This window comes from Vibrio sp. V38_P2S17PM301 (assembly GCF_009904845.1).
Classification (GTDB): domain Bacteria; phylum Pseudomonadota; class Gammaproteobacteria; order Enterobacterales; family Vibrionaceae; genus Vibrio; species Vibrio proteolyticus.
Genome location: NZ_WXWO01000001.1, coordinates 316067 through 340495, shown reverse-complemented (window position 1 = coordinate 340495; position 24429 = coordinate 316067). Strand labels below are relative to the sequence as shown.

The 24429-nt window shown below is 50.0% G+C and carries 23 protein-coding genes; 10 read left to right on the top strand and 13 right to left on the bottom strand.

Annotation, left to right across the window (positions count from 1 at the left end; translation table 11 throughout):
• Positions 1–203 precede the first annotated feature (203 nt).
• The 5 genes from CAG64_RS01545 to CAG64_RS01525 form a co-directional block, all read right to left on the bottom strand.
• Positions 204–659 carry an NfeD family protein gene (locus CAG64_RS01545; protein ID WP_021703775.1) on the bottom strand — a complete coding sequence of 152 codons (456 nt, stop codon included), beginning with the start codon at positions 657–659 and terminating at the stop codon, positions 204–206.
• 7 nt (positions 660–666) lie between these two features.
• Complete coding sequence (locus CAG64_RS01540) at positions 667–1593, bottom strand: SPFH domain-containing protein (RefSeq protein ID WP_021703776.1); 927 nt, start codon at positions 1591–1593, stop codon at positions 667–669.
• Between the two features lie 132 nt (positions 1594–1725).
• Entirely contained in the window at positions 1726–2580 is an 855-nt protein-coding gene (locus CAG64_RS01535; RefSeq protein WP_161488819.1) for a co-chaperone YbbN, read from the bottom strand.
• A 312-nt stretch (positions 2581–2892) separates the two neighbouring features.
• Positions 2893–3717, bottom strand: coding sequence for an SDR family oxidoreductase (locus CAG64_RS01530; RefSeq protein WP_161488820.1), 825 nt, complete (start codon positions 3715–3717; stop codon positions 2893–2895).
• A gap of 48 nt (positions 3718–3765) precedes the next feature.
• Positions 3766–4680: a TIGR01777 family oxidoreductase gene (locus CAG64_RS01525; RefSeq protein ID WP_161488821.1), complete on the bottom strand. Its 915-nt coding sequence runs from the start codon at positions 4678–4680 to the stop codon at positions 3766–3768.
• A 261-nt stretch (positions 4681–4941) separates the two neighbouring features.
• On the opposite strand from CAG64_RS01525, the gene CAG64_RS01520 reads away from it, so the two are divergent.
• From CAG64_RS01520 to yfcE, 5 genes are read left to right on the top strand one after another with little or no spacing between them, the layout of a single operon-like run.
• Complete coding sequence (locus CAG64_RS01520) at positions 4942–5676, top strand: DUF1538 domain-containing protein (protein WP_040902221.1); 735 nt, start codon at positions 4942–4944, stop codon at positions 5674–5676.
• A complete protein-coding gene (locus tag CAG64_RS01515; RefSeq protein WP_021703781.1) occupies positions 5673–6467 on the top strand; it encodes a DUF1538 domain-containing protein in 795 nt (264 codons plus the stop codon). The genes CAG64_RS01520 and CAG64_RS01515 overlap by 4 nt, the downstream gene beginning before the upstream one ends.
• The gene (locus CAG64_RS01510; protein WP_021703782.1) at positions 6457–6807 is read left to right on the top strand and encodes a P-II family nitrogen regulator; all 351 of its coding nucleotides are present in this window, start codon (positions 6457–6459) and stop codon (positions 6805–6807) included. The genes CAG64_RS01515 and CAG64_RS01510 overlap by 11 nt, the downstream gene beginning before the upstream one ends.
• Positions 6804–7226, top strand: a complete 423-nt coding sequence (locus CAG64_RS01505) for a CBS domain-containing protein (RefSeq protein WP_021703783.1) — start codon at positions 6804–6806, stop codon at positions 7224–7226. The genes CAG64_RS01510 and CAG64_RS01505 overlap by 4 nt, the downstream gene beginning before the upstream one ends.
• Positions 7227–7258: 32 nt before the next feature.
• Positions 7259–7804 (top strand): phosphodiesterase, encoded by a 546-nt coding sequence (yfcE, locus tag CAG64_RS01500; protein WP_161488822.1) that lies wholly within the window; start codon positions 7259–7261, stop codon positions 7802–7804.
• Positions 7805–7840: 36 nt separating this feature from the next.
• Here the strand turns inward: yfcE and CAG64_RS01495 are convergent, their stop codons facing one another.
• From CAG64_RS01495 to CAG64_RS01485, 3 genes are all read right to left on the bottom strand, one after another.
• On the bottom strand, positions 7841–8119 hold the full coding sequence (locus CAG64_RS01495) for a SelT/SelW/SelH family protein (RefSeq protein ID WP_021703785.1): 279 nt from the start codon (positions 8117–8119) through the stop codon (positions 7841–7843).
• A gap of 147 nt (positions 8120–8266) precedes the next feature.
• Positions 8267–8782, bottom strand: a complete 516-nt coding sequence (locus CAG64_RS01490; RefSeq protein WP_161453014.1) for a regulatory protein ToxS — start codon at positions 8780–8782, stop codon at positions 8267–8269.
• 12 nt (positions 8783–8794) lie between these two features.
• Positions 8795–9655 (bottom strand): winged helix-turn-helix domain-containing protein, encoded by an 861-nt coding sequence (locus CAG64_RS01485; RefSeq protein ID WP_161488823.1) that lies wholly within the window; start codon positions 9653–9655, stop codon positions 8795–8797.
• A 259-nt stretch (positions 9656–9914) separates the two neighbouring features.
• On the opposite strand from CAG64_RS01485, the gene htpG reads away from it, so the two are divergent.
• The 3 genes from htpG to hemH all read left to right on the top strand — a co-directional run bounded on the left by htpG (position 9915) and on the right by hemH (position 13864).
• Entirely contained in the window at positions 9915–11822 is a 1908-nt protein-coding gene (gene htpG / locus CAG64_RS01480) for a molecular chaperone HtpG (RefSeq protein WP_161448661.1), read from the top strand.
• 303 nt (positions 11823–12125) lie between these two features.
• Complete coding sequence (gene adk / locus CAG64_RS01475) at positions 12126–12770, top strand: adenylate kinase (protein WP_021703789.1); 645 nt, start codon at positions 12126–12128, stop codon at positions 12768–12770.
• 128 nt (positions 12771–12898) lie between these two features.
• Complete coding sequence (gene hemH / locus CAG64_RS01470; RefSeq protein ID WP_161448663.1) at positions 12899–13864, top strand: ferrochelatase; 966 nt, start codon at positions 12899–12901, stop codon at positions 13862–13864.
• Between the two features lie 76 nt (positions 13865–13940).
• Here hemH and dtpA read toward each other — a convergent pair whose 3' ends face one another.
• The gene (gene dtpA, locus CAG64_RS01465; RefSeq protein WP_272924744.1) at positions 13941–15461 is read right to left on the bottom strand and encodes a dipeptide/tripeptide permease DtpA; all 1521 of its coding nucleotides are present in this window, start codon (positions 15459–15461) and stop codon (positions 13941–13943) included.
• A 359-nt stretch (positions 15462–15820) separates the two neighbouring features.
• On the opposite strand from dtpA, the gene rfaH reads away from it, so the two are divergent.
• Positions 15821–16315, top strand: a complete 495-nt coding sequence (gene rfaH, locus CAG64_RS01460) for a transcription/translation regulatory transformer protein RfaH (protein WP_021703792.1) — start codon at positions 15821–15823, stop codon at positions 16313–16315.
• A 30-nt stretch (positions 16316–16345) separates the two neighbouring features.
• Here the strand turns inward: rfaH and asnB are convergent, their stop codons facing one another.
• From asnB to nagA, 4 genes are all read right to left on the bottom strand, one after another.
• Positions 16346–18022 carry an asparagine synthase B gene (gene asnB, locus CAG64_RS01455; RefSeq protein ID WP_021703793.1) on the bottom strand — a complete coding sequence of 559 codons (1677 nt, stop codon included), beginning with the start codon at positions 18020–18022 and terminating at the stop codon, positions 16346–16348.
• Positions 18023–18247: 225 nt separating this feature from the next.
• Positions 18248–19837 carry a cation:proton antiporter family protein gene (locus tag CAG64_RS01450; protein WP_161488824.1) on the bottom strand — a complete coding sequence of 530 codons (1590 nt, stop codon included), beginning with the start codon at positions 19835–19837 and terminating at the stop codon, positions 18248–18250.
• A 92-nt stretch (positions 19838–19929) separates the two neighbouring features.
• Positions 19930–21144, bottom strand: a complete 1215-nt coding sequence (gene nagC / locus CAG64_RS01445) for a DNA-binding transcriptional regulator NagC (RefSeq protein WP_161488825.1) — start codon at positions 21142–21144, stop codon at positions 19930–19932.
• Positions 21145–21146: 2 nt separating this feature from the next.
• Complete coding sequence (gene nagA / locus CAG64_RS01440) at positions 21147–22283, bottom strand: N-acetylglucosamine-6-phosphate deacetylase (RefSeq protein ID WP_161488826.1); 1137 nt, start codon at positions 22281–22283, stop codon at positions 21147–21149.
• A gap of 479 nt (positions 22284–22762) precedes the next feature.
• Here nagA and nagE point away from each other — a divergent pair, with 479 nt between their 5' ends.
• Positions 22763–24334 (top strand): N-acetylglucosamine-specific PTS transporter subunit IIBC, encoded by a 1572-nt coding sequence (gene nagE, locus CAG64_RS01435; protein WP_021703797.1) that lies wholly within the window; start codon positions 22763–22765, stop codon positions 24332–24334.
• Positions 24335–24429: the final 95 nt, after the last annotated feature.

Here is a 24429-nt window from a genome sequence, read left to right as displayed (position 1 = left end):
TAATAATGCATTGAAAAATAGGAACTTTAATAATCTGATAATTGGAGTGGAAGTGAGTCATTAATGTAACTATGGCGCTTGATCTGATACTTTGTTTTAGAAATATACTTATTAATATGTTGAATAATAAGTGTTTATATTGTGTTTCTGTGAATAAGAGTGACTATAGGTGTTTCCCTTGCGTGAAACACCTAATAAATTGATTAATTTTTTACGGGTGTAATGACGAGAATAATACCATCTACGGCAACCACTTCGACCAGACTGCCCGCGCTGATCTCTTGTTCAGAGTGGGCAGACCAAGTGGTATCACCCAGCTTTATTCGATTTGCACCAATCACGACATCTTGCTCCAGACGGATACGCTGCCCGATCAACTGCTTCTGTTTCTGATTCAGATTTCGCTGGGCATCTTCACTGCGGTCGCGCGTGAGTTGTCTGCGCCACCACAACCAGGTGGTAGCCAGCGAAAATACTCCGAATGCCACCCATTGCAGTTGCCAGCTCATCGGGAGTAAGGTCATCAGTAGCCCAACCAATAATGCCGAGATCCCAAGCCACAAAAAGTAGCCAGCTGTACCGAGCAGCTCAATCGCCAGCAAGATCAGACCGAAAGCCAGCCAGTGCCAGTAGTTCATTTGTTCAAGTAGTGGAATCACGTGCACCTCAGTGATCGGAAGGTTGTTGGCTGTGTTTGAACATTTCTGCGATACCGGCGATGGAGCCCATCAGCCCAGATGCTTCCAAAGGTAGCATGACGATTTTGCCGTTTTCTGCCTGACCAATGGATTTGAGAGCATCGGTGTAGCCTTGGGCGACAAAGTAGTTCACCGCCTGCATGTCACCCTGAGCAATCGCATTCGATACCATTTCGGTGGCCTTTGCTTCCGCTTGAGCCGCGCGCTCACGCGCTTCTGCCTGCAGAATTGCGGCCTGCTTCTGGCCTTCCGCTTTGAGGATCTCGGATTGTTTTTGTCCTTCTGCGCGCAAAATTTCAGCCTGACGGATCCCCTCGGCTTCAAGGATTTCCGCTCGTTTGTTACGTTCAGCTTTCATTTGCGCGTTCATGGCGGCTGTTAAATCAGTCGGGGGGCGTACATCTTTAATCTCAATCCGGGTGACCTTAACTCCCCAGGGGTTGGTCGCCTGGTCAACAATCGACAACAGCTTGGTGTTGATCATATCGCGTTGACTCAGCATCTCATCCAATTCGAGTGAACCGAGAACCGTCCGGATGTTGGTCAGAGTCAGGTTACGGATAGCATGCTCAAGATCATTCACTTCATAAGCGGCTTTGGCCGCATCGATGACTTGCACGAAACAAACCGCATCTATGGTCACGTTGGCGTTATCTTTCGATATCACCTCCTGAGCTGGAATGTCGAGTACGCGTTCCATCATGTTGATTTTATGCCCGATGCGATCAATAAACGGGATGATCATGTTGAGGCCGGGTTTTAACGTATGGGTGTAGCGGCCAAAGCGTTCAACCGTCCAGTGGTTCCCTTGCGAAACGGTTTTTATCCCTGCCGCTATCACAATCACAGCGACGGCGATAAAGACGCCAATGGTAATGAGGGAGTCAACAGCCATGACGATGTGTCCTTATTGTGGTTTTGATCTAGCCAGTATAAGTCAAATCACGCGGCAATAACGGCTAGATATCAAGTTTTTACGATCAAAAAAGGCCGGGCTATCCGGCCTTTCATCGACGGTAAGTGGAAGTTAATAGAGCAGAGAATAAAGCTGACGACGATATTTGGCAGCGATCGCATTGCCTTGTCCGAGAGCGCTAAGCACATCCATAAAGGTTTTCTTGATTTCGCCATCCAGTGCATTGAGATCGCCGCGCAGCATCGTCCACATCAGTTCCAAAGCTTCTTCATCACGTTGGACCTGATGATATTGAATCGCCAGATCGTGCGCGAGTTGCACGTTGGTCGGATCCTGGCTGAATTGACTCTCCAGAGCCTGAATCTCGGGACTGTCTGCGGCCTGTTTGTGGAGTTCCAGTTTGGCGATCAGGCTTTTATAGGCATTGTCCTGGTATTCGAGCGGAATTGTGGCGAGTAGTGCCTCTGCCTGATCGAACTGTTGGGTTTCCAGCAGACACTGTGCCGTCACCAGTTTCACGTCCCCCTTGAGTTGGATCTCCTCGGCAAGGGTTTGCAACAATGACAACGCTTGTGCGTAGTTGTGCTCATCGACCAGCTCCATCGCTTGACGCAGAACCAGCTCATCCTGACTTGGCAGATGTTTGATCAACATCTGTTCAATGGCGTCGAGCGGTTGTGGACCTCCCAGTCCATCGACTGGTTGACCGTTCACGAACAATGCGATGGTCGGCAAGGCCTGGACACCAAATTGCATGGCGATAGCCTGCTGTTGTTCGCAGTTGAGCAAAGCCAGGGTAAAGGCGCCTGCGTAGTTTTGTGCCAGCGTTTGCAGTTCGGGAATGATCGCCGCACTTTCTTGACTCATCGGTGCCCAGAAATGAATCAGTACCGGAGTCTGTACAGAGCCCTCGAGCACTTCGCGAAAATTCTGCTCGGTCAGTTCCACAATGGAGGCGGTTTGCATAGTAAAAATCCTTGCTCACTTGAGTTATTACCTTAGAGGTAAGGGTGAATTCGGCATTTATCAAGCGTTTGAGGTGGTTAAATACAAAAAACACCGCAGAAGCGGTGTTTTTTGTTGCTCCCAAAGGGAGGCAGGCAAGCAAAGGTGTCAGAAAACCAGAAATAGAGTTAGCGCAACACCCACACTGAGCCAATTTAATTGCTTTAGGGTCATAGTCATATTCCGCCGAATGCAACGCTGTGTTGTTGTGGATAGAGCTTTCCAGCTTCAGGAGGGAGAATGACACACCTTTATTACGGATTAATGACACCATCATGCCGCACGGCGCAAAAGAGCATCGAGCCAGCGCGATGGCAACAGGCGTTTAAGATACCAGAACACTTTGGTTGGTGTGGTGATCCGGTAGCGCAGTTTTGGCCTCGAGGATTCAAGGGCATGAATGAGTGGATCAACACAAGCGGATGCGGGCAAGACAAATGCATTACCGGATTTATCCTTCTCCAATCTGGCTAACTGTTGCTCGTATTGTGTCTGATGGGGACTGCCGGGCACCGTGATCCAGCGCTGAAAGGCGAGCAGCGCGTTTGCGCGAAAACGGGTTTCGATCGGACCGGGTTCAATCAGTGAGATATGGACGCCGCTACCATGTAACTCAAGACGCAGAGTATCCGTCCAGCCTTCCAGAGCAAACTTTGATGCGTTATAAGCGCCGCGATACTTCATGGCGGCAAAGCCCAGCACCGAACTGTTTTGTATGATGCGTCCCTGGTGCTGGCGAAGCACCTGAAGCAGTTGCCGTACCAGTTCATGCCAGCCGAAAAAATTGGTTTCAAATTGAGCTCTGAGCGCATCGGTCGGCAGATCTTCCAGAGCGCCAGGCTGACCATAAGCGCCGTTATTGAACAGCGCATCCAGTTGGCCATCGCACAGTGACAACGCCTGTTGTACGCCCTCAGTGATGCTGTCACAGTCAGAGAGATCGAGCTGAATGCAGGTCAATCCTTCGGCGCGTAAACGTTCGACGTCTTCACGTCGACGACATGACGCGATCACGCGATAGCCGCGTTGATGCAACGCGTGTGCACACTCGTACCCGATGCCGGAGGAGCAACCTGTTATGAGAATCGACTTGCCCATAGAAAACCCACTTAATTCATTGATCTACAGTGACTTAAGGGTACCGGATTAGTCTTCGTGTTGTAACAGGTTTTTCAGGGCCGGCTCCAGACGGGAGTAACTGAACTGGAAGCCAAGCTCTGTCAGGCGTTTGGGCTTAGCGCGGACGCTATCAAATAACAACACTGAACTTTCGCCCATCGCCAGTTTCAGAGCCCACTTAGGTGTAAACAAGAGATGAGGTCGCCGCAGCGTTTTTGCCAGTGTGCCACTGAAGTGTCTATTGGTTACCGGATGGGGAGCGCAAAAGTTAAATGCACCATGCGCGTGCGTGGTTTCGAGCAGGTAGACAATACCGCGTACCATATCGAGGATGTGAATCCAGGGCCAATATTGTTTACCGTTACCGATTGGGCCACCTAGCCCGAGCTTGTATGGCAGTAGCATTTTCGCCAGAGCGCCGCCGTCGTGACCAAGCACCAAACCGGTGCGCAATAAGCAGACTCGGGTGTCGTCGGAGCGGGCACGTTTGGCTATGGCTTCCCATTCGGCGCACACTTGATGGGGAAAACCGTTGTTGTGCACATGCAGACTCTCATCAAAAGGATGCTGTTGTTGGTCGCCGTAATAACCTACCGCCGAGCCACTGATGAAAACACCTGGTGGTTGTGTACTGGCATGCATCAGTTCGACCAGTTGTTCTGTCAGTGACCAGCGGCTCTGACAAATGCGCTTTTTTTGGGCACGGGTCCAGCGCTTGTCGGCAATCGGCTCACCAGCCAGATTGATGACCGCATCGAAGTCATTGAGATCATGAAAGTCATCCAGAGTGGTGATATAGCGAACATTACCCAGATCAGCGTGCTTGATCAGGCGTTTGGTGTTGTCCACGTTTCTGGTCAGCAGAACGATCTGATGGGTAGCCAGATGTTTAAGCAGCTCTTTGCCGATAAACCCTGAACCGCCAGTCAGTAATATTCTCATCCGTGTCTCCTCATTCCGGAAGCCATGTTGTGGGGGAACATCCGGTTTATACGAACTGATTCGTCAATCAGGCACTTTCAATTATAGCGACTTGTTGCTCGTGATGCTGCTAATCGCACAGTATGTTATGCATCAGGTTTTATTCAACTTCACGTTTTTTTACATTTAGTTACGTTTCTGTCCAGGACGATAATTCCATCACACCGATCAGGCGCTTGGTTTGCCATCATAAAAACAACTGGACGGCATACCGGAGGACGAGTGAGGGCATTGGGAGCATTGTTGCGGGCGTTGCTCAGCAGTCTTCGGGATTTGCTGCCGATCATCGTGGTGATCGGTTTTTTTCAATTGGTGGTTTTGCAGGAGCCTCTGCCACAAATGGGGGCGATTCTGTCGGGCTTGCTGCTGGTGGTACTCGGGCTGACGTTGTTTGTTTTTGGTTTGGAAATGGGGCTGTTTCCAATCGGAGAATCGATGGCAAAAGCGTTTGCGCGCAAAGGCAGCATCTTCTGGCTGATGACATTTGCATTTGGACTCGGGTTTAGTACCACAGTTGCGGAGCCTGCGCTGACCGCTGTTGCGGCGGAAGCGGCAGAAGTGGCTGCAGAAGGAGGGGTGATCACCAACAATCAGATGCAGCGTGAATCCTACGCCAATGGACTGAGACTGACGGTGGCACTGTCGGTTGGTGTGGCGATTATGTTGGGGGTGTTACGGATCCTCAAAGGCTGGCCGATCCATTATGTGATCATTGCGGGTTATCTCGGCGTGATGGTGTTAACCAGTTTTGCGCCTAAATGGATCATTGGTGTGGCGTATGACTCGGGCGGAGTGACCACTTCCACCATCACGGTTCCTCTGGTGACAGCGCTCGGCGTGGGGCTTGCCTCTTCGATAAAAGGTCGCAATCCCATGCTGGACGGGTTTGGTTTGATCGCGTTTGCATCTCTATTGCCAATGATGTTTGTCATGGTTTACGGAATGGTATTGTCATGATGGCTCTGAGCGCGTTTTTGCACACGTTATGGGATACCATTCACGATGTTATTCCTATTACCACCCTGATTTTTGGCTTCCAACTGGTGATTTTACGTAAACCAGTGACCAATCTTCCTAAAGTTTTGCTGGGCTTTGTGTATGTCATCATCGGTCTGTCTTTGTTTTTGCTTGGTCTGGAGATGGCGTTATTTCCGCTCGGGGAAACCATGGCGAGACAACTGACAGCACCGGACTTCCTGGCACAAGTGCGCGTCAGTGTCGGTGGGGTACTCGACTGGCTGGATTATTACTGGGTCTATCTGTTTGCATTTCTGATTGGGTTTAGTACGACGATTGCGGAGCCATCGTTGATCGCAGTCGCGATCAAAGCCAATCAGGTCTCAGGGGGGACCATCAGTGTAAACGGGTTGCGCATTGCGGTTGCGATTGGAGTAGCCGTCGGTATTGCACTGGGTAGCTACCGGATTGTGGTCGGCGACCCGATCCATTACTACATCATCGCCGGATACCTGATAGTGGTGATTCAAACCTACTACGCTCCCAAAATGATCGTGCCCCTGGCTTATGACTCCGGAGGCGTGACGACATCAACCGTGACTGTTCCGTTGGTGGCCGCACTCGGATTGGGGCTGGCATCGACGGTGCCAGGCCGGAACCCAATGATTGATGGGTTTGGCTTGATCGCTTTTGCCAGCCTGTTTCCGATAATTTCAGTGATGGGCTACGCTCAGATTACACGCTGGCTCAACCGAGAAGCTTGCATTCAGGAGGATGAAGATGCGCTTTAAACTGATTCTGGCATTTGTGGAAGACAGTAAAACCGACAAAGTGCTGGATGCCGCCCGTGAGGCAGGGGCGACTGGGGCGACGGTGATCAACAATGCCCGCGGGCAGGGACTGAATCAGAAACGAACGTTTTTTGGTCTGACCCTCGAAGTACAGCGCGATGTGGTGTTGCTGGTGGTTGAAGAGCATCTGTCACGGCAGATCCTGGAAACCATCAGCGAGGTTGGGGAGTTTGATGAAGAGTCCGGTCAGGGGATCGCCGTTCAGATTGATATCGAGGACGCGGTCGGGGTGGCTCATCAGGTGGAACGTCTGACGAAAGTGGTGGAGGATGAACTATGAAAAGTCATACGGTGATTCGAGTCAGAGATGTCATGGCCAACACTTATGTGATGATTGACGGTCTGACGACAGTACATGAAGGCATTGCCTTGGCGCGGCAGCACGAAGTGAAAGCCCTGGTGGTCAGTAAGCGCCATGATGACGATGAATTCGGACTGGTGTTAATGAACGACATCGCGAAAAAGGTTCTGGCGCAAAATCGCTCCCCCAAGCGCACCAACATCTACGAGATCATGACCAAGCCGGCCTTATCGGTTTCACCGGAGATGAACGTTAAATATTGTGCTCGGCTGTTTGAGCGTTTTGGGATCAGCCGTGCTCCGGTGATTGAGAATGGTCGCGTCATTGGTATGGTCAGTTACAACAACATTGTGATTAATGGCATGGCATTGGATGACGAAGAAAGCCAAACGGCGTAGAATTTCCTTATAAACAGTAAGGAGGTGACGTTGTGAAACTCTTTTTCGCATCCGATTTACATGGGGATTTGGCTGCAACAGAACGCACGTTAGCGCAATATCAGCGTTTGGGGTGTGATGGATTGATCCTGTTGGGTGATATGCTCAACCACGGGCCGAGAAACCCGATCCCGGAGCATTATCAGCCGAGCGCCGTGGCTGAGGCTCTCAACCAGTACGCATCCGAGATTATTGCGGTTCGGGGCAATTGTGACAGTGAGGTCGATCAGATGTTGCTGCAGTTTCCGGTGATGGCAGATTATGCGTGGGTAATGTTGCCTTCCGGTCAGCGTCTATTTCTGACTCACGGTCATTTGTACAATGCTGAAAAACGCCCGCCGCTGCGCGATGGTGATGTTATTGTGCATGGACACACCCATGTTCCGGTTGCAGAGCGCAACCAACAACAGTTTATTTTCAATCCGGGGTCAGTCACGTTCCCGCGCAATGGTTTACCACCCAGTTATGGTCTTTATCATCAAGGCCGACTCGAAGTGCGTAGTTTTGACGAGCAGATTATGGTGCACACTCCGTTGTAAACTCAAACCGGCAGGGCTGCATCTTGGCTGCCCTGTTTATTTAGAATCGGAGTGACCTAAATTGCGCTCCGGGGCGATGATATCGCGCACCCGTTGTTTGAGTTGTTTTGCTTCCGGAAAGCCCCCTTCTGCTTTGCGCTCCCATATCCGCTGACCATTACAGAACACTTCAAATCGTCCGCCCGTATCGGGATGCAATGCAACCTGTTCAGTTTCTTCGCTGAAGGTGTGGAGTAATTCTTGCGCCAGCCAGGCAGAACGAAGCATCCAATTGCATTGGCGGCAGTAGTAAATATCAATACGTGCTTTTTCCATCTGTCCCTCTTTGGAGTGTATTGCTCAGGATCGAGTTAGGAAAAACATCATGCGGGGGCGGGCTCGTTGGGTCAAGTGGCCGCTTGGGCAGGTCGGTTTTTACAGCGAATTAAAAGGGGCATGAAAATGCCCCTAATCGTATGTGGTTTAGTTGGTAAACAAGACCGTTGAGCCGTGGCTGAGACTAGTTAGCAACAGCGATTTCTCGTTGATCACGTCGATACGACGGCTTTGTTGCGCGTCCATCTTAAAGATCTGAGTGATGAGCTCCAACTGCTCCTGAGTGAAATCTTTTGAGTCGGCAGACGAAATGTCTTTGAACTCGGTCGGTGTGATCAGCAGATAATTATCACTAATGTTCCACTCACCCGTTTCCGAAATATTGATCACACTCTGATTTGCGGTGTTTTCAGCAAACAGACGTACTGATGAGACGCGAATATACGTGCCATTTGGCAGATACTTTACATTCGAGTCCACTGCGACTTTACGCAGCGGCCCTACTGAGCTTTCTGGTATCTTGTCGGTGATCACGGTGACCATCTTCGATTGCCACTCTTTGGCGGTCAGTACCTGCTCCACTTTCAGATCGCTGCCCCAATAGAGCCAGCCGCTGAAAGCCGCAGATAACGCCAGAATTAATACTGCAATTTTTTCGTTCATTCTTCTCGGCCCTTATTTACACACTTTTCCCAGGTCTTCCTGCTCGGCAAATATGCGCACAGTGATGTTTTCACCGGATTGAGCGATGGAATGAATGTAATTGAGGATGAGCTGATTGTTCTGCCCACCGGTCGCGATGATTTGATCGGGCTTGCTGCGATCAGCGTGAGATTCATTGTATTTTCTCACACATTGTTCGATGGATGGCAGCCAGCGCGACAGGTCTGGGTGATTAATTGGGGTCATCACCGGGACGTTGTCATAAATTGCCAGTTCACGGAATTTCGACTCAGACGGGTTGGTAAACAGCACCACACACAATGGCAGCAAGATAGCCACTAATAACAGGATCTTGGTCAGCATGCTGGTTTTTGCCCGGCGTACCGGGGTTGATGTTGGCGTCACAGACGGCTGTGGCTCCGTCATGGTTTCGCTCTCTGCGGACGGGGGGAGACCATCGGCGGAAACGATTGCGCTCTCTTCCGTGTCAATCTCGTCCTGGCCGGTATTTTCCTGACCCGATAGCGGGGCAGAGCGCTCAACGTTACAAATCAACTGATAACCACGTTTGGGGACGGTTTTCACAAACTGGGGGGATTTTGTGGAATCTTTCAACATTTTGCGTAATGTTGAAATGGCCTGGGTCAGGCTCGAGTCATCCACTTCAAAACCTTGATCACGCCAGACGAACTCGTGCAGATCATTGCGCGAGACAACCTCGTTAGGGCGCTCAGACAGCATCAGCAGGATACGACTTTCGTTGCTGCCGAGTCTGACAACCTCATTGTCATTTGACTGATCGACCAGTGAGTTACTATTGGGGTCAAAAGTAAATCGGTTAGCTAAGATAAACTTTGTGCCTATGTTACTCATTTAGCTCTTCTTATAATTGGACTGTTTGGTCAGTTTAATTCCGGAATCGGCTCTCTAAAATAGCAAACTGGAACAGGGGAATTTAGATAAATTGATAACTTGCCGCCCAAGGATAACTCAAAACAAATCAAAAAAAATATTGTTTTTATGGTTTTTGACCTTGAATTTACATTTGTCATCCTCATGTTAAATAGCAAATATCAATAGTCTCCGACGGCCATTCCGCCGGAGATCCGGTCCAAGATGTCATGGAGTTAACATGAGCGAAACAGCTACACAGAACAAAGAAACTCGTGGTTTCCAGTCTGAAGTAAAACAGCTACTTCACTTGATGATTCATTCTCTTTATTCAAACAAAGAGATTTTCCTGCGTGAACTGATCTCGAACGCATCCGATGCGTCAGACAAATTACGTTTCCAGGCTCTTTCTGATCCGGATTTGTATCAGGGTGATGCTGACCTGGGCGTCAAGCTGTCGTTTGATCAGGACAACAACACATTGACCATTTCCGACAACGGTATTGGTATGAGCCGCGAAGATGTGATTGAGCATCTGGGTACCATTGCCAAATCCGGAACCGCGGAATTCTTCTCCAAACTGTCGCAAGAGCAGAGTAAAGATTCTCAACTTATCGGCCAGTTTGGTGTCGGCTTTTACTCGGCATTTATTGTGGCTGATGCGGTGACGGTACGCACTCGCGCGGCTGACCAGCCGGCTGATCAGGCGGTGCAGTGGTATTCGCAAGGCGAAGGTGAGTACACCATCGAAACCATCAGCAAAGAGAGTCGTGGTACGGACATCATTCTTCACATGCGCGAAGACGGCAAAGAGTTTTTGAACGAATGGCGTCTGCGTGAGGTGATTGGCAAATATTCTGATCACATCGGTATTCCAGTGTCGATTCAGACCCAAGTCCGTGATGAAGACGGCAACGAAACAGGGGAAACCAAGTGGGAGCAGATCAACAAAGCTCAGGCTCTGTGGACGCGTAACAAGTCAGACATCAGTGATGACGAGTACAACGAATTCTACAAGCATGTGTCCCACGATTTTGCGGACCCACTGCTTTGGAGCCACAACCGTGTCGAAGGTAAAAACGACTACACCAGCCTGTTGTATATCCCGGCCAAAGCGCCTTGGGATATGTTCAACCGTGACCACAAATCTGGTCTGAAGTTGTACGTCCAGCGTGTCTTTATCATGGACGACGCTGAGCAGTTCATGCCGTCATATCTGCGTTTCGTACGGGGTCTGATCGATTCTAATGACCTGCCGCTGAACGTCTCGCGTGAAATTCTGCAAGACAACAAAGTGACACAGTCTTTGCGAAATGCCTGTACCAAACGGGTGCTGACCATGTTGGAACGTCTGGCGAAAAACGACGCGGATAAGTATCAGAGTTTCTGGAAAGAGTTCGGTCTGGTACTGAAAGAAGGCCCGGCGGAAGACTTTAGCAACAAAGAAAAGATTGCCGCTCTGCTGCGCTTTGCGTCGACAGAGGTGGACTCGGATGAGCAGTCGGTGGATCTGGCCTCGTATGTTGAGCGAATGAAAGAAGGTCAGGACAAGATCTATTACCTGACGGCGGACAGCTACGCTGCGGCGAAGAGCAGCCCACACCTGGAGCAGTTCAAAGCTAAAGGCATTGAAGTTATTCTGATGTACGATCGCATCGATGAGTGGCTGATGAACTACCTGACCGAATTTGATGGCAAATCTTTCCAGTCAATCACCAAAGCCGGCTTAGATCTGAGCCAGTTTGAGGACGAGGCGGAAAAAGAGAAGCGCAAAGAGACGGAAGAAGAGTTCAAGTCGGTGGTGGAACGCACCAAAACTTACCTGGGTGAACGAGTAAAAGAAGTGCGCACAACCTTCAAGCTGGCGTCGACGCCGGCGGTAGTGGTGACCGATGATTTTGAAATGGGCACCCAGATGGCGAAATTGCTGGCGGCCGCCGGACAAGCGGTGCCAGATGTGAAGTACATTTTCGAGATCAACCCGGATCACCCGCTGGTCAAGCGCATGGCGGATGAAGCAGACGAAGCTGCATTTGGTCGCTGGGTTGAAGTACTGTTGGGGCAGGCGATGCTGGCTGAACGGGGGTCAATGGAAGATCCATCTCAGTTCCTTGGCGCGATTAACAGCCTTTTGACTAAGGTGGAATAATCGCATTGCACGGGAAAAAGCTCGCTTCTGGCGAGCTTTTTGTTTCTTGCAGGCTGTACAAAGGCTGAAAAAGGTTAACTGTTTCATTTTCTGCAGTGAAAAACCGTTCAGTTTGCATTCTTTAGTCGTAAACCCGGCCTCGGGAGTCATTTTTATGGTAGAATTCGGGGCTTGAATGTCATAACTAAGGCGTGTATTTTGCTTGCCTGTTTATGATTATTATTACCTTATACCGAAACTTACCGTAGCGTAGGGCGCGATTGTGAGCTTCGGTATAAACATCATTTCTAAAGAGGATTAAACATGCGCATCATTCTTCTAGGTGCTCCAGGTGCAGGTAAAGGCACACAAGCTCAGTTCATCATGGAGAAGTTTGGTATTCCACAAATCTCTACTGGTGACATGCTGCGTGCTGCTATCAAAGCGGGTACTGAGCTTGGCAAACAAGCGAAAGCTGTAATTGATGCTGGTCAGCTGGTTTCAGACGATATCATTCTGGGTCTGATCAAAGAGCGTATCGCTCAGGATGATTGTGAGAAAGGCTTCCTGCTGGATGGCTTCCCTCGCACCATTCCTCAAGCTGATGGCCTAAAAGAGATGGGCATTGACATCGACTACGTAATCGAATTCGACGTTGCGGACAATGTTATCGTTGAACGTATGGCGGGTCGTCGTGCGCACCTGGCTTCTGGTCGTACTTACCATGTTGTTTACAACCCGCCGAAAGTGGAAGGGAAAGACGACGTCACTGGTGAAGATCTGGTTGTACGTGATGACGATAAAGAAGAGACCGTACGCGCGCGTCTGGGGGTATACCACGAGCAAACCGCACCTTTGATTGAGTACTACGGTAAAGAAGCGGCGGCGGGCAACACCCAGTACCTGAAATTCGACGGTACCAAAGCGGTGGCTGAAGTGAGTGCGGATATTGAGAAAGCACTGGCATAATTGGCTATCGGCTGGTAATTCAGATTTGGTATAGTAAAGCGACCCGTAATGGGTCGCTTTTTTTATGAACCCTTGCCTTGTGCTGTACGTACATCTTAGGTTCTTTCACGTATAAGCTTTTGGTGTCTATGAAGAATTACAAAAAACTGGGCGTGTTGCTGGTCAATCTGGGGACGCCTGATGAACCGACTGCTCCGGCAGTGAAACGTTTTCTGAGCCAGTTTCTCCATGATCATCGGGTGGTCGATCTGACTCGTTGGCTGTGGTGTCCGTTATTGCATGGTGTGATCTTACCTGTTCGGGCGCCGAAGGTCGCCAAACTGTATCAGAGTGTCTGGATGGATGAAGGCTCTCCGTTGTTGGTCTTTTCCAAGCGTCAGGCTCAAAAACTGCAAGCACGACTGAACCGGCCAGTTGAAATTGGTATGACGTATGGGAATCCGAGTCTGCAAACTGGGGTGGAAGCGTTGATGGCGCAAGGGGTTGAACACATCCTTGTGTTGCCTTTGTATCCACAATATTCCGGTACTACGACAGCCGCAGTGTCTGATGGCTTGACGAAAGCGTTTAAAACAATGGCGGTGATCCCGGGCTATACATTGCTTCGCGATTATTACAACCATCCACTGTATATCAAAGCACTGGCGGCTAAAGTGCGCGCGTCCTGGCAACAAAACGGTCAAGGCGAGTTTTTGCTCTGCTCTTATCATGGCATCCCTAAGCGTTTTGCTGACAACGGCGATGTCTACCCACAACATTGCCAAGAGACAACTCGTTTACTGGGTGAAGAGCTGGGTTTGCCTGCTGACAAGATTGGTACCAGTTATCAGTCACGTTTTGGCCGCGAAGAGTGGCTCCAGCCTTATACGGATAAAACACTGGAAGCGTTGCCGTCTAAAGGTGTGCGCAATCTCGACATCATCAGTCCGGCATTTTCGGTCGACTGTCTGGAGACATTGGAAGAAATTTCCGAGCAGTGTCTGGAGATATTTCAACACGCAGGCGGGGAGCGTTTTACCTACATTGAGTGTTTGAACGACTCAGATCCACACATTGAGATGATGGAAACGCTGCTGGATCCTCATCTGTGTTGAGCGCCACAGGCATCAGTGCGTCAAATATAACAAACCCCGGCACTGGCCGGGGTTTTTGGGTGACTTAAATGTCCGATTAGGCGGTCGCTTGCTCAGATTGAGCGGCGGCGGTATCCACTTTTCCGTTACAAATTTTCGTCAATTTCGGTGCAATCAGGAACGTAACGACTGCAACCGCTGCGGTGACGTAACCGATCTTCGAGAATACATCCCCATAGATTTCCAAGGTCTGATGCGCGTCGGAGATACCAGCAGGTACCGAAGTCAGGCTGGCAACCCAGCCGGCGATCACGGCCGCGGTTGCAGAGGTCAGAAACCACATGCCCATGGCAAAGCCCATCATACGCTGAGGCACCAACTGAGCGACCATGGCCAGACCCAGACCAGATACCAGCAGCTCGCCCACCGACTGGAATGCGTAGCTGGCGATCAACCAGTTAGAACTGATGATGCCATCCGCGTTGGCGAAGTTGACACCCCAACCCAGTACCAGGAAGGAGAGCGCACACAGTACCATACCAGTGGCGAACTTAAATGGCATTGCCAGACGATCGCCCATCTTGCCATACAGCATCGCCAGAACCGGGCTGGCGATCATGATCCAGAATGGGTTCAGCGCCTGGAACTGTTCCGGAGCGACATTCATACCCAGAATATCGTGGGTTACGTTGTGAATGGCGAAGAAGTTCAGTGAGGTTGGCATCTGGAAATACAGAACGAAGAAAACCACACCCTGCAACATCAGAACGAAAGCCACGAGCATTTTGGCACGTTCCAGGCCGGTAATAGAAAACGCTTCTTTGAAGTAGAATGCCAGAATCGTCAGGCCAGCAATGACCAGGATGATGTGTGCCAGTGTCAGGTTCTGCAGCAGGTAGCTGCACACGAAGCTGGCTATCACAGCGCCGATAGCTACCATCAATAGTTTGCTCTTATCAACCGGCGCAAGATCCGCAGGTGAGCCGACACCTTTTAGCATGCGCTGACACATCACAAAGTTGACGACTGTGATGGCCAAGCCGATGGCACTGACACCAAACGCCATGCCATAGCCCATCCTCTCTGCAACGAGTGGCGTCAGGATCATCGAGAAGAACGACCCCAGATTGATCGCCATGTAATACATGGTGAAGGCGCCATCGAGGCGTGGATCGTTTTCCGGGTACACTTTTGCCAGCAAGCTGGATGGGTTGGCTTTGAACAAGCCGTTACCGACAGTAATAAAGCCCATCGCGATGTAGATCAGTGTTTCACCGCCAAAGTGTTGTTTAGTGGTTGACAGACCCAGTAACAGATAGCCGAACATTAGAATGATGGCACCAAGCGTGATTGCTCGCTTTGTACCGATCAGCTTGTCACCAATCCAGCCACCAGCTGCGACGAAACCAAACACCAGTGCAGAGAAAGCACCAAACAGGACAAACGAGTTTGACTCGTCCATCCCCATGATTTTCACTAGGTAGACGGTGAGAATGGCTTGCATGCCGTAGAAGCCGAAACGCTCCCAGAACTCAATCGAAAAGATCAGATAAAAAGACTTAGGTTGCTTGAATATATTCAAGTCGGACATAGTAGGTTTTCCTGTATTGCTTGCCAGGTACTTTCGGCCGGAATGGCCAAGTAAAGGCAGGAAATGTTAGTAAAGGTTACCAACAATAATAAGTTTTACTAATTATGATTATGAAAGGATTTTATTCGACAGTTACGTATACCCTTTAGTTATTCAGACTGCAATACGGTGATATTTTGCAATGAATATTAATTCTTTGTAACTGGTTGAAATAATTGTTCTTTGGTGTCACTTCTCGAGTTGAAATTGTGGTGAAAAGTAAGATTTCATTTTTGGTAATAATTATTGCTGATATATCAGTGGCTTGGCATTGTTTAACTGGATGCAATCTTTCTGAAGGGGAGATGAAATGTTAGAATTGGCAAAAAATACAATTGGCTAGAAATATGAAACGTTGGTATCTCCTCTATTGTAAGCGCGGCGAACAGACAAGAGCGAAACTGAACCTGGAAAATCAGGGAGTAGAGTGTTACTACCCGGAAATTTCGCTCGAAAAAATGGCGCGTGGAAAACGGATCAAGAAACGCGAACCTTTGTTTCCCTGTTACGTGTTTGTTCGTTTTGATTTTGAGCAGGGACCAAGCTTTACTGCGGTCCGTTCCACCCGTGGCGTGGTGGATTTCGTTCGCCAGGGCCGCTACCCTCAGGAACTTCAGGGAGATTTGATTTATACCCTGAAACAGATGGAGGGAAGCGAAGTAGAGGTTCCCCAGGATGCGTTACCTGAAAAGGGTCAGGTACTGCGGGTGAAAAGTGGTCAGTTTGCTGGCATTGATGCGATTTATCAGGAAGCCGATGGGGAAGCCCGTTCGATTATGCTGGTGAAAATGATCAATCAGTCGGTGCCGATGAGTATCGACAACAAAGATTTAGATATGTAAAAAAGGCACCTGACGGTGCCTTTTAATGGTTTATTCAGCGGCTGCGTAGGCATCGTTGTGAACGGTTTGAACCGCACGGCCAGACGGGTCGACACAGTTTTTGAACGACTCATCCCATTCGATGGCTTTGGCTGAAGAACATGCGACAGAAGGACCGCCTGGGACACATTCCGCAGCCGATGGCAGTGGGAACAACTCTTCAAAGATCTCGCGGTAAACATAACCCTCTTTGGTTGTTGGGGTGTTGTACGGGAAACGGAACTTAGCCGTTTCCATCTGTTGCTCAGTCACTTTCGCTTCGGCCACTTCTTTGAGCGTATCGATCCAGCTGTAACCTACGCCGTCAGAGAACTGCTCCTTCTGACGCCAGGCGATGGAATCAGGCAGATAATGTTCGAAACACTCACGCAAAATGTGCTTCTCCATTTTGCCGTTGCCACACATTTTATCTTGCGGGTTCAGGCGCATCGCCACGTCGATAAACTCTTTATCAAGGAACGGTACGCGCCCCTCGACTCCCCAAGCGGCCAGAGATTTGTTGGCGCGTGCGCAGTCAAACATGTTCAGTGCCAACAGTTTGCGTACGGTTTCTTCGTGGAACTCTTTGGCATTCGGTGCTTTGTGGAAGTACAGGTAACCACCGAAGATCTCGTCAGCCCCTTCACCGGACAACACCATTTTAATGCCCATCGCTTTAATCTTGCGTCCCATCAGGAACATAGGTGTGGACGCGCGAATGGTGGTGACGTCATAAGTTTCAATGTGGTAAATCACATCACGAATCGCGTCCAGACCTTCTTGAATGGTGTAGGTCATTTCATGGTGGACGGTTCCAATTTTATCGGCAACTTCACGCGCCGCTTTGAGATCCGGTGCGCCCTCCAAGCCAACGGCAAAGGAGTGCAGCTGTGGCCACCAGGCTTCTGACTGTTCATCATCTTCAATACGCATCGCGGCGAAACGTTTGGCGATCGCTGAAGTGATGGAAGAATCCAGGCCGCCAGACAGCAGAACCCCGTATGGCACGTCCGTCATGAGCTGGCGTTTGACGGCGGCTTCAAGCGCTTCCGTCAGTTCCTCTTTGCTGGTGCTGTTGCCGGAGACCGCTGCGTATTCGTTCCAGTCACGGACGTAGTAACGTTGCGGTTCGCTGTCGGTTGAGCTGTAGTAGCTGCCTGGGGGGAACTCGCTGACGGTTTTACATACCGGAACCAGCGCTTTCATTTCTGATGCCACGTAATAGTTGCCGTGTTCATCGTGTCCCTGATACAGCGGAATGATGCCGATATGGTCACGCCCAACCAGATACTGGTCTTTTTCTTCATCGTAGAGCACAAAAGCAAAAATGCCGTTGAGTTCTTCCAACAGGTCGGCCCCCATGTCTTGATAGAGCGCCAGAATGACTTCGCAATCCGAATCGGTCTGAAACTCATACTTGTCTTCGTAACGGGCACGAATTTCTTTGTGGTTATAGATTTCGCCGTTTACCGCCAGGATCAGTTTTTTGTCTGGGCTGTAAAGGGGTTGTGCACCGCTATTGAGTCCAACGATCGCCAAGCGTTCGTGAGCCAGAATGGCTTTGTCTGACGAGTAAATTCCTGACCAGTCAGGGCCACGATGACGAAGTTTTTTAGACATTTCCAGAGCGACAGGGCGCAATGCCGTTGCATCACTTTTGATGTCTAGAATACCGAAGATAGAGCACATAACCACATCCTTTTTTAAATCTTGTTTAACCTGATGAGTTAAAATGTGCCAGTTTGATTAAAAAAAGCAACCAGGATTGATTGAAAAGTTTATATAAAAGCCATTGAGGTGGATTTTATTTAATGTTAACTCTGTTTGAGTGAACAAAAGTTAAGTGCGGACGCTTTTTAAACAGAATGGGGGTTAAAAAGAGGCGTTTTGGCACCTCTTTCTTGTTAAGACAGTTTATCGAACGTGGTCAAAGGTGACATGCAGTCGGTCACAAACGTGGCGAGCGAAACCGCTACCGGCTTCATTGTAGATATTGAAAGCCGCGTCGGCGCCGTTATTGAGCAGTTCATCCATTTGGTCCTGATAAGCGGCAATCGCCGCTATCTGACCGGTGTAACCGCGGCTGCGCAGTTGTTCCAGCGCGATCTGATTTCCTTGATGATTCGGCATCGCCAGCAGAACCAACTTGACCCGGCCCGTATCCAAGATACGCTCCCAGAAGTCTGGATCGGTGGCGTCTCCGGCAATCACATTCCGCCCCTCTTTACGGTGCAATTGGGCTGCATCGTCACGGATCTCAACCCCAAGGCACACTTTGCCGTAACGAGTTCTGAGTGCATCGTATGCCCCACTTCCGATCCGGCCCATGCCAAGGATCAGAATTTGCGCACTGCCAGGATTGATCAATTGATCGCGGACATTCAGTTCTTCGGCGGCATGTTCTTTCAGCCAGCGGCCGGATTTACGGTAGATGTCATGGCCCATGCGATTGATAGGCGCAGATAAGACAAACGAAATCGAAACCGCCAGAGCGATAGCGACCAGAATGTCGCCGCTCATCCAACCCATCTTGAATGCCAGACCACCGACAATCAGTCCAAACTCGCTGTAGTTAAATAGACTCAGAGAGGCTAGCAGCGACGTGCGTACACGAAACTTGAAACGGTTAAGGACAAAAAAGTACAGCGCCCCTTTAAGCGGCAGCATCAATAGGAACACTACGGCCAGAGCGAGACCAGACAGGCTCGGGTGCTCTTCCAGGCCGATACTGAGGAAGAAGCACACCAAAAAGAGTTCTTTCAGGTTAAATAAAGACTTGGACAGTTCAGACGCTTTTTTGTGTCCGGCCAGCATCAGACCCATGATCAGTGCGCCGAGATCGGCTTTCATACCAACCAGTTCAAACAGGCCGGCACCGACCACCAACGCAAAGAAGATACCGAACAACACCAGCATTTCACCGTGTCCGACCCAGTCGAGCAATTCGAAGAACAGCGGTCGCAGCAGCGGAAGGGCAAACAGGGCGAGCGCGTACCATTCTGGCAGCTTGCCCGTTGAGGCGGTCAGGAAGATCACCGCAAAGATATCCTGCATGACCAGTATGCCAATGGCGATGGAACCGTATGTGGAGTTCATCTCACCTTTTTCTTGCAGCGCTTTCACGGCAAACACGGTGCTAGAGAAAGACAGGGCAAAGCTGAGCAGCAGCACTTCCTGAAGGCCCATTGCTTCAATGGATGATACGCCAAGCAACTTAAGGCACAGCAGAATCATGCTGAAAATTAACGTCGACAGCAGGTTGTGTATGCTAGCGCCAGCCCAGATTTCTTTGGAAAGCAGGGTTTTGACGTCTAGCTTGAGGCCAATGGTAAACAGCAGCAGTGTCACGCCGAGATCGGCGAGCGTATCTATGGTGCTGTTGGTTTCAAAACCGTAGGCATTGAGGGCAAACCCAGCCAGCAGAAACCCAACCAGAGGGGGCAAATTCAGTCTCAGTGCAACAAAACCGGCGACGAACGCCGCGGAGATCAGCAGTAGTTCCATACGGGTGAAAAGCTTATTCAGATGAAAGATCAAAAACGGGCGGTGTCACAAGACACGGCCCGTAAGTGTAACGCAATTCGTTGAGTATATGTTTAATCTTCCAGTAATTTTTGTAACAAAACACCGTTGAGCATTGCCCGTTTGATCATGGCAAAAGCGCCAATGGTCGGTTGATTGTCAATCTCAGAGGCGACAATCGGCAGGCCGTTATGGAACGTGGTCAGCGATTGGTTTTCGACATTGCGGCGAATGGCGGGAAACAGAATGTCCTCGCAGCGGGTGATGTCGCCTGCGATGATCACTTTTTGAGGGTTGAACAAGTTGATGGTGATGGCGATTGCTTTGCCGAGCTGATTGCCGACCCGAACTAAGCTTTGTTTGGCCAGTTCATCGCCACTATTGGCGTGCTCACAGACATCCTTTATGGTGATGCTTTCTAGGTCTGCCAGACTGGACTCATAACCTTGCGCGATCAGCTTTTTGACACGGGAAACAATCGCTGGGTTGGCGGCGACGGTTTCCAGACAGCCAAAGTTGCCACATTGACATTGTTCACCCAGCGGATCGATCTGAATATGGCCGATTTCACCCACGTTGTGGTTGGAGCCCAGAAATACCTGACCATTGACAATAATGCCAGCCCCTGTGCCCCGATGGACACTGACCAGAATCGAATCTCTGCAATCTCGGCTGGCGCCAAAATAGTGTTCTGCCAGCGCCATGCCACGAATGTCGTTGCCGACAAAACATTCTACGTGAAAAAGTTCGCGGATAATGTCGCTCAGCGCCAGGCTGTCGATGTCCGTATTGGGCATGTATTCAACCACCCCGGTTTCCGGGTTGACTAAGCCGGGCAGGGCAACGCCCACTGCAATCAACTGATTGATCTGATTTTTATGGTCGGCGACAAACTGCTTAAGGTGTGTCGTCAGGCCATCCACCAGCTCGCTCTGGTTGGTGTAGTAAAATTCAACTTGAGCCGACGCCAATTCTTTGCCACCGAGATCGTACAGACTGAATTGAATGTAGTCCCGTCCAAGACGCACGGCGACGGAATGGAACGGCTCGACTTCGGTGGTAAGGGAAATGGCCCGTCGACCGCCGGTCGACGCTTGTTGCGCGACCTCTTTGATCAGGCCGCGTTCCAAAAGTTGGCGGGTGATTTTTGTAACACTTGCCGGAGCAAGCTGACTGACGTCAGCGACCTGAATCCGGGAGATCGGACCTTGTTGGTCGATGAGTCTATATACAGCTGCGCTGTTGAGTTGTTTGACTAAGTCTACGTTACCAATCTGTCCGCCATTCATTCTTATTTATGCTCGTATTGTCCGTTAACAGTTGTCGCCTGGACAGCGAAGTCACGGTCAAAGACAGTCAGGTTGGCCACCATCCCCGGTCGGATACGGCCGAGTTTATGGTCTACACCGATTGCAGTTGCCGGATACAAAGTAGCCATCCGTAATGCTTCATCCAAAGCGATACCGACGTGCTCAACCGAATTCTGAACTGCTTCAATCATCGTCAGGGCTGAGCCGCCCAGTGTGCCGTTTTCATCAACACACTTACCATCTTTGTAATATACTTTCTTACCGACAAAAATAAAGTGATCGATGTTAGCACCTGCAGGAGCTGTGGCATCTGTCACTAATACCAGCTTTTCACCTTTGATTTTATGTGCGATACGGATGTTAGCGTAATCCACATGGAAACCGTCAGCAATGATGCCGGCGTACACTTCAGGAGTATCGTAGATAGCACCCACCACGCCAGGCTCTCGACCAACCATTGGTGTCATGGCATTGAATAGGTGCGTGGCAAAGCTAATGCCGGCTTCAAAGCCTTTGCGTGCTTCGGTGTAGGTAGCATTGGTATGACCGATGGATACCACAATGCCGGCGTCTTTCAGGCGACGAATATGTTCTGGGTCATTGTGCTCTGGCGCCAGCGTTACCTTGGCGATCACGTCTGCATTTTCGCAAATGTAATCGATCATGCTGCTGTCAGAAGGGCGGATGTAGTCAACGCTGTGAATGCCTTTTTTCATCACATTCAGATAAGGGCCTTCCAGATGCAAGCCGAGAGAGTGATTTTGATAACGAGTCTGATACTCGCGGGCGGCAGCAATGGCCTGACGCATGTTGTCGTCGGATGACGTTATCAATGTCGGCAGGAAGCTGGTACAACCGGATTTCAGGTTCGCTTGATGCATGATGTGCATGGTGTCAGCCGTGATTTCGTCGTTCAACATCACGCCGCCACAACCGTTCAGTTGCAGGTCGATGAAACCAGGGCTTACATTAGCGCCTTGCAGGTCTTTAATTTCAATGCCTTCAGGCAGCTCTGATACCGGACATACTGAGTCGATTAAATCGCCTTTAATCACCACAGCATGGTCTACCAGTACATCACTCCCCGTGTAGATTTTACAGTTAGTCAGCGCGTACATAATCAACCGATCCTTATAACTATGATTTCTCTATTCTCTTTGCGAGCATCATACGCTCATTTTACACCACAACGAGCACTTTATTTGTGAGCTTCAATTAGCTCGCGAAATATCTTGTTTAAGCGCGAATCACAACGTCATTCGTGGAGACCTGGCTGCAGTATCCCACAACCTAAAGGCTTTGTGACAAGCTGGTGTAAAACAGTTTGCTTCTAAAAGCCACACTCTGAACCACCACTTAGCGTTGTCTCTGCTTTGGATATTATCGCTAAATCTGTGTTTTTTTATATTGTAAAATAAGTTTTATGATCTCGCTAGCAAAATCCCTCAGCGCGGTGTATTTCTGGTGATTATGATCACAAATGATAAGGTTTTAATTTGCGGAGCAAAATTAATGTCATAAACTGACCATGACTAAATTGAGCGACTAAAATAAGTGGCTCAGCAAAATACTAGAAATCCTATAGGGGGAACTTGAGGTGAATATTCTTGGATATGCGCAAAAGCTAGGTAAAGCTTTGATGCTGCCTATCGCAACGCTTCCCGTTGCGGCGCTACTATTACGCTTAGGTCAACCTGACCTACTTGATATCCCGTTTATGGCTCAGGCCGGTAACGCAATTTTCAGCAACCTGCCACTGCTGTTTGGCTTAGGTATCGCCATTGGTCTGTCTAAAGACGGTTCCGGTGCGGCTGGCCTGGCGGGGGCGGTTGCTTACTTCGTCTTGACCGCGACAGCATCGACAATTGACGCGAGCGTCAATATGTCGTTCTTCGGTGGTATCTTTGCCGGTATCATTGCCGGTCACTCGTACAACGCGTTCCACAATACGCGTCTGCCGGAATGGCTGGCGTTCTTTGCCGGTAAGCGTTTGGTTCCTATCATGGCAGGCCTGTTTGCACTGGTTGCGGGCGCGGTATCTGGCGTGATTTGGCCAACGATTCAAGGTGGTCTGGATGCTTTGGCACACGCGGTGTCCACCTCTGGCGCAATTGGTCAGTTTGTGTACGGCACATTAAACCGTGCGCTGATCCCTGTGGGTCTGCACCACGTGCTGAACTCATACTTCTGGTTTGGTATGGGGACTTGTCAAGAAATCGTAGTTACCGGCGCTCAAGCTGCTGGCCAGGCGCTGCCTGCACTGCAACAGCTGTGTGTGGATCCGGCGATTGCGAAAACGCTGGTGGTTGGTCAGCCTCATACCTTCGAGTTTGTTAACTCTGTGACGCCTGAAATCACAGCGACGGTGAAAGAAGTGACTGAAACACTGAAATCTGGCGACTTGCACCGTTTCTTCGGCGGCGACAAGAGCGCGGGCGTGTTCATGAATGGCTTCTTCCCGGTAATGATGTTTGGTTTACCAGGTGCAGCACTGGCTATGTATCTGGCCGCGCCAGCTGAAAAACGCAGCCAGGTTGGTGGTGCGTTGTTCTCAGTTGCATTCTGTTCATTCCTGACCGGTATCACTGAGCCTCTGGAATTCATGTTTGTCTTCCTGGCACCAGCTCTGTATGCGATTCATGCTGTGTTCACCGGCCTGTCTCTGGTCGTGGCAAACATGTTCGGTACTCTGCACGGCTTTGGTTTCTCTGCGGGTCTGATCGACTTCATACTGAACTGGGGGCTGGCAACTAAGCCTTGGATTCTGCTGATTATCGGTCTGGGCTTTGGTGCACTGTACTTCTTTACATTCAGCTTCGCGATTCGCGCATTCAACCTGAAATCACCAGGTCGTGAAGACGATGACTCTGAAGTGGTAGCGCCTGCTGGTGACAACACCAAAGGGGACCTGGCACGCCAGTACCTGAAAGCACTGGGTGGTCACGAAAACCTGACTTCCATCGATGCGTGTATCACTCGGCTGCGTCTGACACTGAAAGACCGCTCTGTCGCTGATGAAGATGTGCTGAAAAAGTTGGGTGCCAAAGGGGTAGTGAAGCTGGGTGAAAATAACCTGCAAGTTATCCTTGGCCCACTGGCTGAGATTGTGGCCGGTGAAATGAAAGCCATCGGTGCTAATGAAGATCTGACGGACGTTAAACTGCCGTAATCAAACCGACTGTTTTTGGTGTTAAAAGCCTCCTCCGGGAGGCTTTTTTGTGCTTACAATTTCGACGATTGCACCGTGTTGGTGCCGGAAAGGCA